At 70.2% G+C, this 10,991-nt stretch carries 11 protein-coding genes and 1 pseudogene; 3 read left to right on the top strand and 9 right to left on the bottom strand.

Annotated features, from left to right (window positions below):
- Positions 1-463 (top strand): annotated as a pseudogene (locus Q8Q88_RS13530) (acyl-CoA synthetase); the annotation flags it as partial.
- A 10-nt stretch (positions 464-473) separates the two neighbouring features.
- On the opposite strand, the gene Q8Q88_RS13525 reads toward Q8Q88_RS13530, so the two are convergent.
- Complete coding sequence (locus Q8Q88_RS13525; RefSeq protein ID WP_305675710.1) at positions 474-1,040, bottom strand: hypothetical protein; 567 nt, start codon at positions 1,038-1,040, stop codon at positions 474-476.
- A gap of 203 nt (positions 1,041-1,243) precedes the next feature.
- Here Q8Q88_RS13525 and Q8Q88_RS13520 point away from each other — a divergent pair, with 203 nt between their 5' ends.
- Entirely contained in the window at positions 1,244-3,286 is a 2,043-nt protein-coding gene (locus tag Q8Q88_RS13520) for a M13 family metallopeptidase (RefSeq protein ID WP_305675709.1), read from the top strand.
- Between the two features lie 56 nt (positions 3,287-3,342).
- Here the strand turns inward: Q8Q88_RS13520 and Q8Q88_RS13515 are convergent, their stop codons facing one another.
- Positions 3,343-3,792, bottom strand: a complete 450-nt coding sequence (locus tag Q8Q88_RS13515; protein ID WP_305675708.1) for an ester cyclase — start codon at positions 3,790-3,792, stop codon at positions 3,343-3,345.
- Positions 3,793-4,024: 232 nt separating this feature from the next.
- On the opposite strand from Q8Q88_RS13515, the gene Q8Q88_RS13510 reads away from it, so the two are divergent.
- Positions 4,025-5,044: a MerR family transcriptional regulator gene (locus Q8Q88_RS13510; protein WP_305675707.1), complete on the top strand. Its 1,020-nt coding sequence runs from the start codon at positions 4,025-4,027 to the stop codon at positions 5,042-5,044.
- Here the strand turns inward: Q8Q88_RS13510 and coaD are convergent.
- From coaD to hisS, 7 genes are all read right to left on the bottom strand, one after another.
- Positions 5,041-5,577, bottom strand: coding sequence for a pantetheine-phosphate adenylyltransferase (gene coaD, locus Q8Q88_RS13505; RefSeq protein WP_305675706.1), 537 nt, complete (start codon positions 5,575-5,577; stop codon positions 5,041-5,043). The genes Q8Q88_RS13510 and coaD overlap by 4 nt on opposite strands.
- A 7-nt stretch (positions 5,578-5,584) precedes the next feature.
- Entirely contained in the window at positions 5,585-6,076 is a 492-nt protein-coding gene (locus Q8Q88_RS13500; RefSeq protein WP_305675705.1) for an HtaA domain-containing protein, read from the bottom strand.
- A gap of 29 nt (positions 6,077-6,105) precedes the next feature.
- Entirely contained in the window at positions 6,106-6,363 is a 258-nt protein-coding gene (locus Q8Q88_RS13495) for a hypothetical protein (protein ID WP_305675704.1), read from the bottom strand.
- Positions 6,364-6,365: 2 nt separating this feature from the next.
- A complete protein-coding gene (locus tag Q8Q88_RS13490) occupies positions 6,366-6,524 on the bottom strand; it encodes a hypothetical protein (RefSeq protein WP_305675703.1) in 159 nt (52 codons plus the stop codon).
- Between the two features lie 427 nt (positions 6,525-6,951).
- Entirely contained in the window at positions 6,952-7,902 is a 951-nt protein-coding gene (hisG, locus tag Q8Q88_RS13485) for an ATP phosphoribosyltransferase (protein WP_305675702.1), read from the bottom strand.
- Positions 7,899-9,029 carry an ATP phosphoribosyltransferase regulatory subunit gene (locus Q8Q88_RS13480; RefSeq protein WP_305675701.1) on the bottom strand — a complete coding sequence of 377 codons (1,131 nt, stop codon included), beginning with the start codon at positions 9,027-9,029 and terminating at the stop codon, positions 7,899-7,901. Before Q8Q88_RS13480 ends, hisG begins: the two co-directional genes overlap by 4 nt.
- Complete coding sequence (gene hisS, locus Q8Q88_RS13475) at positions 9,026-10,513, bottom strand: histidine--tRNA ligase (RefSeq protein WP_305675700.1); 1,488 nt, start codon at positions 10,511-10,513, stop codon at positions 9,026-9,028. Before hisS ends, Q8Q88_RS13480 begins: the two co-directional genes overlap by 4 nt.
- Between the last annotated feature and the right edge of the window lie 478 nt (positions 10,514-10,991).

Genomic DNA, 10,991 nt, shown 5'->3' with positions numbered 1-10,991 from the left:
CCACACCCCGGTCGGCTACTACAAGGACGAGGAGAAGTCGGCCAAGACCTTCCGCACCTTCGAGGGGACCCGCTGGAGCGTGCCCGGCGACTGGGCGACCGTGGAGGCCGACGGCTCCATCACCCTGCTGGGCCGCGGCTCGCAGGTGATCAACACCGGCGGCGAGAAGGTCTTCCCGGAAGAGGTCGAGGAGGCGCTGAAGCGCTTCGCGGGCGTTCGCGACGCCGCCGTGGTGGGCGTGCCCGATCCGCGGTTCGGCGAGCGCATCTGCGCGGTGGTCGACTTCACCGGCGACGGGGTTCCGTCGCTTTCCGAGCTCGGCGCCCACGTGAAGAGCCTGCTGGCCGACTACAAGGCGCCGCGCGAACTGGTCCTGGCGCCGGTGGTGCGGGCCCCGAACGGCAAGCTCGACTACAAGGCCATCCGCGCCGAGGCGATCGCGGCCCTTTCCGCGAACGCCTAGAGCAGGGTCCTCAGGCGGCGGGCACGGTCGCGGAGACGCGCGTGTCCGTCGCGATCCAGTTCACCTCCCACGCCTTGCCGCCGTCGTCGGAGAAGGCCTGCTCGAAACGGCAGACCGTCGGCTTCGCGCACGAGATGACGAACCGCACCAGGATCGCCCGGCCGTTCAGGGTGTCCTGGTCGTAGAATGTGCCGACCCCATCCTTGAACTCACCGGTCATCGGACTGGTCAGCAGGCCGTCCTGGCCGTTGGCGAAGTTCAGGGTCCAATGCCGCGCGGCCGGCTCGTAGAGCCGCAGCGAGATCGCCTTGATCTCACCGGCCGGACCCTTGACCTCCAGTTCGACCAGATTGGCCGCCCCGCCCAGGACCGGCCGAACCGTGGTCACGCCTTGGTAGTCCACCCAGGTGGTCGAGCCGGTGAGCGGCCGTAGGCGCCGGGTCAGGTGCGTGTTCCAGACGCCGAACTCGAAGTCGAAGTCACGCGCGCCGTCGCGGGGAGCACCCGCCGCCAAGGCGGGTGGTTTGGCGCCATCGGTCGCCGCCGCGGCCGGAGCCGCCGTCGCGACGACGGCCAAGATGAGTATCGCGCGGAGAGGGGCCTGCATGTTTCACCCTTGGGATTGGTTCGGAGTAGGCGCCGAGACACTGGCCGTCCGTTCTAGCGCAGGAATTTGTCCGTCGGCGGCGGCATTCGCCTAAACAAAATGTAACGTGCTTCGGGGGGCGCGGCCGGTCCACGGTCGCGCCAATCCAACTGCTTATGAAAGCTCCGCATTCCATGAAGACCCTCTGGTTGGGCGCGGCGTCGGCCGCAGCCCTGATCTGCGCGTCCGCGCCGGCCCTAGCGGCCAATGCGCCCGACCTCTCCCAGGCCCCGCGGATGGGCCCCTGGGGCTTCGACGCCGCGGGCCGCGACCTGTCCGTCGCGCCCTCGAAGGACTTCTTCGACTATGCCAACGGGACCTATCTCAACAAGCTGGAGATCCCCGCCGACCGTTCGCGCTACGGAGCCTTCGACGCGCTGAACGAGCTGTCGCAGAACCGCATGCGCGCCGTGGTCGAGAAGGCCGCCGCCAACCCGGGCGCGACCGGCGAGGAGGCCAAGATCGGCGCCTTCTACCGCAGCTTCGTCGACGAAGCTGCGGTCGAGACCCTGGGCGCCAAGCCCCTGGCCGGCGACCTGGCGACGATCCGCGCCATCAAGTCCCAGGACGAGATGGCCGGCCACATGGGCGGCACGTCGCGCAGGTTCGGCGGCTCGTTCTTCGGCTCCTATGTCCATGACGACGCCAAGGATCCCGAGAAGTACGCGGCCTATCTGGTGCAGGGGGGCCTCGGCCTGCCCGACCGCGACTATTATCTGGACGCCAAGTTCGCGCCCCAGAAGACCGCGTATGAAGCCTATGTCGCCAAGCTGCTGACCCTGGCGGGCTGGGAGAAGCCGGCGGAGAACGCCGCGGCCATCGTCGCCCTGGAGACCGAGATCGCCAAGGTCTCCTGGACCCGGGCCGAGCGCCGCGACGACGACAAGACCTACAACCCCTTCGAGGTCGCCAAGCTCCAGGCCTATGCGCCGGGCTTCGACTGGAAGGCCTATCTGGACGGCGCCGGCCTCAAGACCGATCGCGTGATCGTGTCCGAGAACACCGCCTTCCCGAAGATCGCGGCGATCTATGCGGCGACCCCGCTCGACACGCTGAAGGCCTGGTCGGCGTTCAACCTGGCGGACCAGTCCGCGCCCTATCTCTCCAAGGCCTTCGATCAGGCCCATTACGAGTTCCGCAGCAAGACCCTTTCGGGCCAGCCGGTGCAGCAGCCCCGCTGGAAACGCGGCGTGATCGCCATCGACAACAATGTCGGCGAGGCCCTGGGCAAGGTCTATGTGGCCGCCTACTTCCCCGCCGAGAACAAGGCCAAGATGGAGGCCCTGGTCGGCGACATCCGCACCGCCATGGGCGCGCGGATCGAGAAGCTGGACTGGATGGGTCCGGCCACCAAGGCCAAGGCCCTGGAGAAGCTCGCCAAGTTCCGGGTGAAGATCGCCTATCCCGACACATGGCGCGACTATTCGGGCCTGACGATCAAGGAGGGCGACCTCTACGGCAACATCCAGCGGGCCAGCGCCTTCGAGTGGGACTACCGCGCCGCGCGGCTGGGCGGACCGGTGGACGACGAGGAGTGGGGCATGACGCCCCCGACCATCAACGCCTACTACTCCTCGACCAAGAACGAGATCGTCTTCCCAGCCGCCATCCTCCAGCCGCCGTTCTTCGATCCACAGGGCGACCCGGCGGTCAACTATGGCGGCATCGGCGGGGTGATCGGCCACGAGATCACCCACGGCTTCGACGACCAGGGCCGCAAGTCGGACGGCGACGGCAAGCTCACCGACTGGTGGACCGCCGAGGACGCCGCCAAGTTCGACGCCCAGGCCAAGAAGTTCGGCAAGCAGTACGCCGCCGTCGAGGTCCTGCCCGGCGCCAATATCAACGGCGACCTGACCATGGGCGAGAACATCGCCGACCTGGGCGGGCTGCTGCTGGCGCTGGACGCCTACCACCTGTCGCTGAAGGGCCAGCCGGCCCCGGTGATCGACGGCCTGACCGCCGACCAGCGGGTGTTCCTGGGCTGGGCCCAGGTCTGGCGGGGCAAGTACCGTGACGACCGCATGCGCCAGCAGTTGGTCTCCGACCCGCACTCGCCGCCCAAGTACCGGGTGCAGGTGCCGGTGAAGAACATCGACGCCTTCTACGAGGCCTTCGGCGTCAAGCCGGGCGACGCCATGTATGTGGCGCCGGCCGACCGCGTCCGGATCTGGTGACGACACGGACGGCGGCGTATCGGCGCGCCGCCGTCCGCTTCTATCGCGACAAGAGCCTAGGCCGCGCGGATCAGGCCCAGCTGGGTCAGCGCCGTGACCCCGTCGTCGAGGCCGATCTCCTCGACGATCCTGCCGTCCTTCAGCTTCAGGACCGTCGTGCCGGTGAAGCGCATGGTCCGGCCGGTGGCGGCCGGCAGGGCGCCGGTCAGGAAGTCGCCGAACGCCGGGCCGGTGTGGGTCCCGCCGCCTTCCCAGCGGCCGACCACGTAGTCGCCCTCGGCGATCAGGTCCGCCGCGCCCCAGAACTCGAGGTCCGGGAAGGCCTCCCGGAACCCGGTCATGAAGGCCTTGATGGCGTCGCGGCCGCGACGCGGCTCGTGCAGGGAATATTGCAGGAGCATGTCCGGCGCGGCGAGGTCGTCGACGATGGCCAGGTCGCAGGTCTTGCCCCAGAAATCGGTGAACCAGCGGCCGACGATGGCCTTGTTGTCTTCTTCTTTCGACATGGGATCTCTTCCTTGCTGCCTGGGTGAGGCCTTCCGGTGGAAGGCGCAGCGGGGGTCTAGGCTCGACCCCAGGCTGGCGAACTCCGTCTGTTGCTTTGGAATCGCAAGGCCTGGCGCCCAGCCCCGCACGGTCGCCGGGCCGATCCGCGCCGTCACGGCCGAGAAAGCCTGTTGACCCGTCCCCTGGGACCGCCCCGATAAGGACAGCGGTCAGCCAGCAACGAGGTGATTCGTGAGCTCTTCCGCCCAATATCTGAACCCTTCCGAGGCCGCCCGGCGGCTCGGCGTCTCCGCCAAGGCCCTGCGCCTCTACGAGCAGCGCGGCCTCGTGGCGCCGGTGCGCACCGCGGCCGGATGGCGGGCCTATGGTCCCGACGAGATGGCCCGCGCCGCCGAGATCGCGGCCCTGCGCGCGCTCGGCCTCAGCCTCGCCCAGACCGCCCGGGTGCTGGGCGGCGATCCCCAGGGCCTGGAGCCGGCCCTGGCCGCGCACCAGGCGAGCCTCGAGGACCGCGCCCGCCAGCTGGCCGGCGCGGTGGAAAAGGTGCGCGGCCTGCGGACCGACCTCGCCCAGGGCAAGGCGCCGGCCGCCGCGGACCTGGCGCGGCTGGCGGGGCCGGCCGGCGAGATCAGCGTCGCCTTCGACCTGCCCTGGCCTTGGGGTGGCGAGCGCTTCGAGCTTCGCGACATCCGGCCGCTGAACTACATCATCGGCTCCCTGGGCAGCGGCAAGACCCGGCTGGCCATGCGCCTGGCCGAGACCCTGGAGGACGCCGCCTTCCTGCCCCTGGAGCGGACGGCGGACGGCGCGCGGCTGGAGGCCGACCCGGTCCTGAAGGCGCGGGTCGACGCCACCCTGGCCTGGCTCGCCGAGGACGGCGCGACGGAGTCCGACGCCCTGGTCGCCCTGCTCACGGCCCTCGAAGCCGACGCCCCGGCGATCCTGGTGGTCGACATGGTGGAACAGGGGCTGGACGAGCCGACCCAGGAGGCCCTGATCGCCCACCTGCGCCGCCGGGGCCCCGGCGGGCGGCCGCTGTTCCTGATGACCCGCTCCTGCGCGATCCTGGACCTGGCCGCCGTGGGCCCGGACGAGGCGATCATCCTCTGCCCGGCCAATCATGCGCCGCCGACACGGGTGGCCCCCTATCCCGGCGCGCCGGGCTACGAGGCCGTCGCCACCTGCCTGGCCTCGCCGGATGTCCGTGCACGGACGGAAGGCCTCATCGCCTGGAGGCCGCCGGCGTCCTAGCCCCGGCGGGCCGCGAAGGCCGCCTCGACGCTGGGCATGACCAGCCAGTCGATCCGCTCACCCACGGCGTCGAGCTCCCTGGCGGTGCTGGATGAGACGTGGAGGAACTGGGCCTCGCAGATGAAGTGGACCATCAGGATCGACGGGTCGATCCGGCCCGCCACCCCGTGCAGGTTGAATTCCTCGTTGAAGTCGCTCGCCTCGCGTAGGCCGCGCACGATGTGGGTCGCCCCGATCCGGCGCGCATAGGCGATCAGGCTCTGGTTGGCGTATTCCCCCACTTCCAGGGCGCCTTCGAACAGGGCGTCCGTCCCGGCCGTCGCCGCCTGCGGCCAGCGCTCCGTGATCGAACGAGCGAGCAGGCGCTGGCTCTCCTCGACCCCGAACATGCGGGTTTTCCGGACATTGGTCCCGATGGCGACATGCACGGTGTCGAAGGTGCGCAGGGCCTTGCCGATGATGTCCAGGTGGCCGCGGGTGACCGGGTCGAAGGATCCCGCATAGAGGGCCTTGGTGGCGACGGGCTTGCGCATGGCGACCTCAGCGGCGCGCGAGGATCAGGCGCACCGGGTCGAGCGGCGTCCTGGGCGGATAGTGGTCGCCGAGCCATTGGCTGCCGTGCATCGAAACCGTCGCGGGGATAACGATCTCGCCCGCCTCCCCGGAGGTCATCGCCCCCAGGTCCAGCTGCGCGACCTCCAGGCGGTAGTCGCGCGCGCTGCTGTCGGCGACGGTGACCACCGCGCGGGACGGACCGATCTCCAGGATGGGGTCGGCGAGACACACTGAGAGCATGCCGCCGTGGGCCGCGAACCGCACCTCGCCCAGGAACGAGCCCTGTCCCGACAGCTTGCCCTCGGCGTCCAGCCTCAAGTCGCCGCCCGGCGCCGCGGCGAAGGTGAAGGCGCCGTCCTCGGCGCGCTCTGCGCCGTCGCGGACCTCGATCACGCCGCCCGCGGCCTCCACATAGGTCCGGAAGCTCTGCTTCACGCCCCAACTGAGCGCGCTCACCCGCGGCAGGTGTTCGGTCATCGTCCCCTCCCCAACGCCCGCCGGGCGCCTCAGCGCGCGACCGTGACTTCCTTGATCAGCGCCTGGACGGGCCCCTTCTCGCCGACGCTCCACATGACCTTCAGGTGGGCCAGGGTCCGGTTCGCGGCCTCGTCCATCTTCCACTCGCAGCCTTCGAAGCGGCAATCCTTGAAGCTGGGGACCGGGCCGCCGGCATAGACCAGGCGGCAGTCGCGGAACTCGCAGCCTGAAAAGCTCTCGCCGTCCAGCGATACGGTCTCATGATTGAATACGACGCCGTCCTGCATGCTCAGTCTTCCGTCGGCTCGGGATCGGCGGGCGGGCCGGCGGCCTCGGCCCGGGCGCGTTCGCGCTGCTCGCGCTTGGCGTCGGCGCGTTCGGCCAGCTTGTTGGCCTTCACGCGCTCGCGCTCTCGCTTCTCGAATTGATAGTTTGGTGTCTTCGCCATGGCTTGGTCCCCTTGGGGAGTAGGCCCCGCCATCTCCTAGCGCTTCCTGGCGGCGCAAAGCCAGCGGAACCGGATAGGGGCGAATTGAGTTCCCAAGGATCGGATCGCCCCAGGTCGTCGCCTCCGGGCGCGCTGAATCGTGTTTTGACAGCGTCGTCAAAAATGGTGGCGGACAAAAATTTGGCCCGCTGCGGGGGATAATCGCAGCGGGCCTTATTTTGAGCAGTCGCTCTTATTGAGCGGGCGTTTCCTCCCCGAAACGCCGGAGACTGGAAGACTTGCGCCGCCATGTCTCTCGCAGGACTGAGAAAACGGCAATTTCTGACCCGAGTCAATGCGCCGAAATCAGCGTACAGGGTAAATCTTGGTCGGACTTACCCAGCGGCAGCGTTTCTAGCGTGCAGCGCGAGTCTTTTTGACGGCGCTGTCAATTCTTCACCCGCGACAGTAGTGTTTCGTGTGCGACACAACCAACATCATATACGAAGTCGGGACTCGAGGCCGTGACCGGCCCGATTCCCGCGGTCGCCAGGGCGATGGAGGCCTCGGCAATCCTGTCCACCGGTGTCAAAAGTCCGTTTGGCCGGCGGGTCGCGCCCCGCGCCACGAGGCCCTCCACCACCTGGGCGTCGCGTGGATCGGCGGGCCAGGTGAGGATGGCGCTGTCGTGGGCCACAGCCCGGGCCTCGATGGTCCGCAGCAGCCGTTCGGCCACCGCCAGTTGGCCGCCGCTCCAGTCCGCGCGAAGGGAGGCGGTCAGGTGGGCCTGGCTCTTCAGTATGACCCCGTCGGACAAGATCTTCAGGCCGTTGGCGACCAGGGTGGCGCCGGTGGTGGTGATGTCGACCACCAGCTCGGCCGAGCCCGCGGCCGGCGCGCCCTCGGTGGCGCCGCCGGATTCGGTGATCCGGTAGTCGGCGACCCCGTGGCGGGCGAAAAAGGTTCGCGTCTGAACGAGGTACTTGGTGGCCACCCGCATCCGGCGGCCGGTGCGCGCCACCAGCTCGTGGCCCACCTCCTCCAGGTCGGCCATGGTCTCCACGTCCAGCCAGCTCTTGGGCACGGCCACCACCAGGTCGGCGCGGCCGAAGCCCAGCGCCCGCAGCAGCAGGATGCGGGCGTCGACGTCGCCGCCGCGCTCGCGCAGCAGGTCCTCGCCGGTGATCCCCAGCTGGACCTCGCCCGCGTCCAGGGCCTCGGCGATGTCCCCGGCCGAGAGCAGCCGCACCTGGACGCCCGGGACGCCCTTGAGCTCGGCCATGTAGCCCCGCGATCCGCCGGAGACGGAGAGCGATAGTCCGCAGTCGAACAGCCAGGCCTCGACCTGTTCCTTGAGCCGCCCCTTCGAGGGCACGGCGACGATCAGGGGTTCGCTCATGCCTCGCCTCCCGCCCAGGCCCGCCAGGGCCGGACCATGCAGCCCACAGCCTTGACCGCCGTCTTGCCGCCCAGCCGCGCGGGCAGGCCGTCATAGCGACCGCCCACCGCCACCGCCCGGTCGGGCGCGAGCGCCCCCGAGCGAACCTCGAAGGTCAGGCCGTCATAATAGTCGAAGGCGTGGCCAAGCGCCGTGGCGAACCGAAGGCGATCGGCCGGGACGCCAGCGGCGGCCAGCAGCTCCAGCCGCCGGCTCCAGGCGTTGAGCGCCGCCTCGAGGTCGGCTGACTTGCCCGCGATGGCGCGCACCGTGGCGAAGGCGGCGGCGGGCGTATCGTCGACCGCCAGGAAGCGGCGAACGGCCTCGGCCTGGGCGACGGTCAGGGCGGGCGCGCGGGCGGCGTCGGCCCGGCGGATCAGCCGCTGCGCGATCTCGGCGGCGCCGCGACCGCCTACCGGCTCGACCCCGGCCAGGGACCAGACCTCCTCCAGCAGGCTTGCGGCGTCGGCCTCCGACAGGCCGGCCAGCAGGTCGGCGAGGCGTCCGTCGTCGGGGGCGCCGGGTTCGGCTCCCGCCCGGGCCAGCTCGGCGGCCAGCAGGCGCGGCCGGGCGGCGACCCGCTTCAGCCGGGCGGCCAGGGACGGCGCCAGGCCTTGTGTCTCCAGGAAGGCGGAGAACAGCGCGATGTCGCCCAGGTGCAGGGTCAGGTCGGCGCGCCCGCCGGCCGCGGCCGAGGCCCAGGCCAGGGCGGCGATCTCGGCGTCGGCCTCCAGGGTCTCGCCATGGGCGGCGAAGCGCTCCAGGCCGATCTGGCGGAACTCGTCGGGCTGGTCGGCGCCGAGCGCCGAGCGGAACGCCTTGCCCTCATAGTAGTAGCGTCCGGCCTCGCGGCCGCTCTCCAGATGCTGGCGCACCACCGGCACGGTGAAGTCAGGACGCAGGCAGGTCTCCTCCCCGCCCGCGGCCTGGACCACGAACAGCCGCGCGCGCATGGCCTCGCCGGCCAGGTCGAGCAGCAGGCCCAACGGCTGCAGGATCGGCACGTCGACGGTCTCGGCGCCGAGCGTCTCGAACGGCGCGCGGATGGCGGCCAGGGCGGCGACGGGGACGGCGGGTTCGGCCCTCATTTGCCCACCTTGAGCTGGTCAGCGTCCAGGATCTTGCGCACCGTGGCCACTAGCTCGGCGCGGTCGACCACCTGCTGGCCCGGCCGCTGCTCGCGCCACTCGGCGTTGTCGGTGACCGCGGCGGCGAGTTCGCGGCCGAGGTCGAGGTCCTTGATCGTCACCTTGCCGGCGGCGATCTCGTCCCCGCCCAGGATGACGGCGGCGGGCGACAGCCGGCGGTCGGCATATTTCATCTGCGGCCGCATGCCCGAGGTTCCCAGATAGACCTCCGCGGCGATCCCGGCGGCGCGTAGCTCGCCAGCGGCCTTGAAGTACTCGGCCATGTCCTCCTGGCTGAAGGCGATGACCACCACCGGGCCCCTCGCCTGCGCCTCCGCCTCGCGGCCCGCCGCGCGCAGGGCCGAGGCCAGGCGCGAGACCCCGAACGAGAAGCCGGTGGCCGGGACCTGCTGGCCGGTGAAGCGGGCCACCAGGTCGTCATAGCGTCCGCCGCCGCCGATCGAGCCGAAGCGCATCGGAGCGCCCTTGTCGTCCTTGGTCTCCAGCAGCAGCTCGGCCTCGAAGACCGCGCCGGTGTAGTATTCCAAGCCGCGCACGATCGAGGGCTCGAACACCGCCCGGTCGGGACCGACCCCGAGGCTGGTCAGGGCCTGATGAATGGCCGAAAGCTCCGCCAGGCCGGCGTCGCCCTCGGCCGACCCGCCGATGATGTTGGAGATTTGGTCCAGGGTCTCGACCCGCCCCTCGGCCCCGGCGGCGACGAAGGCCAGCACCGCCTCGGCCCCGGCGGTGTTCAGGCCCGCCCCCTTGGTGAAGGCGCCGGACTCGTCCTTGCGCCCCTCGCCCAGCAGCAGCCGCACGCCCTCCGGACCCAGGCGGTCCAGCTTGTCGACGGCGCGCAGCACGGCCAGCTTCTGACCCTCGTCGGCGACGCCCGCGGTGGCCAGCAGGCCGTTCAGCAGTTTGCGGTTGTTGATCTTCACCACCGACCACCCGACAGGCAGACCCGCAGCCTCCAGCCCCTCGACCACCATGGCGATGATCTCGGCGTCGGCCTCCGGGCGGGCCGAGCCCACCGTGTCGGCGTCGCACTGGGTGAATTCGCGGAACCGGCCCGGGCCGGGCTTCTCGTTGCGCCAGACGGTCCCGAAGGCGTAGCGGCGGAACGGCTTGGGCAGGGTCTCCCAGTTCTGGGCCACGAACCGCGCCAGCGGCGCGGTCAGGTCGTAGCGCAGGGCCATCCACTGCTCGTCGTCGTCCTGCAGGGCGAAGACGCCCTCGTTGGGACGGTCGGCGTCGGGCAGGAACTTGCCCAGCGCGTCGGCATATTCGAAGGCGCCGGTGTCGAAGGCCTCGAAACCATAGCGCTCATAGACCGCCGACACCTTCTCCAGAATCTGGCGTTCGGCCGCGAGGTCGCGGGCGCGGCGGTCGTTGAAGCCGCGCGGCGCGCGGGCTTCGGGGCGGGGTGCGTCGCTGGTCATCGCGCTCGCCTAAAGGCTGGCGCGCGGGACGGCAAGGCGCGGAGGGCATCGGGGAAGTCCATCATCGGGTCCTTCGGGCGAAAGGTACGACGGATGGAGCTTGATCAGCGAGCCCCATCCGCATGGTGCGGGGGCTCGGGCGAGGTTCGCTTTAGGCCATGCGATCCCGGCCGATCCCGCAATGCGAGGTCGGATGGTGATAGCCGTGGTGGTGCGAGACGCGCGTCATGACGGCGGCGCTATAGCCGAGAAGTGTGAACCTGGCGAGTCTGGCGGCGTGCGCGGGGACATTTCACCTCCTCTCCCCGCTCGAGGGGAGAGGGTAGGGTGAGGGGTCGCGGCGCGGTATGAACCGGGTAGATGCCTGACAGTTTGGACCGGGTTGCTCCCTGACAGTTGAGGCTGTGGAAGGGAGGGCCCTTCCGATGCCGTTCAGGGAGCTTGGGCGCTTGGAGCAGCGCGTGGCGATGCTCAGGGA

Source organism: Phenylobacterium sp., from assembly GCF_030697925.1.
GTDB lineage: Bacteria > Pseudomonadota > Alphaproteobacteria > Caulobacterales > Caulobacteraceae > Phenylobacterium.
Note: the sequence above shows the minus strand (reverse complement) of the source record. Positions and strands in the feature narration are given on the sequence as shown.

Coding starts and splice junctions, on each gene's coding strand:
- Q8Q88_RS13520 (WP_305675709.1), top strand. CDS start 1,244: ATGAAGACCCTCTGGTTGGGCGCGGCGTCGGCCGCAGCCCTGATCTGC.
- Q8Q88_RS13515 (WP_305675708.1), bottom strand. CDS start 3,792: ATGTCGAAAGAAGAAGACAACAAGGCCATCGTCGGCCGCTGGTTCACC.
- coaD (WP_305675706.1), bottom strand. CDS start 5,577: ATGCGCAAGCCCGTCGCCACCAAGGCCCTCTATGCGGGATCCTTCGAC.
- Q8Q88_RS13500 (WP_305675705.1), bottom strand. CDS start 6,076: ATGACCGAACACCTGCCGCGGGTGAGCGCGCTCAGTTGGGGCGTGAAG.
- Q8Q88_RS13495 (WP_305675704.1), bottom strand. CDS start 6,363: ATGCAGGACGGCGTCGTATTCAATCATGAGACCGTATCGCTGGACGGC.
- Q8Q88_RS13490 (WP_305675703.1), bottom strand. CDS start 6,524: ATGGCGAAGACACCAAACTATCAATTCGAGAAGCGAGAGCGCGAGCGC.
- hisG (WP_305675702.1), bottom strand. CDS start 7,902: ATGAGCGAACCCCTGATCGTCGCCGTGCCCTCGAAGGGGCGGCTCAAG.
- Q8Q88_RS13480 (WP_305675701.1), bottom strand. CDS start 9,029: ATGAGGGCCGAACCCGCCGTCCCCGTCGCCGCCCTGGCCGCCATCCGC.
- hisS (WP_305675700.1), bottom strand. CDS start 10,513: ATGACCAGCGACGCACCCCGCCCCGAAGCCCGCGCGCCGCGCGGCTTC.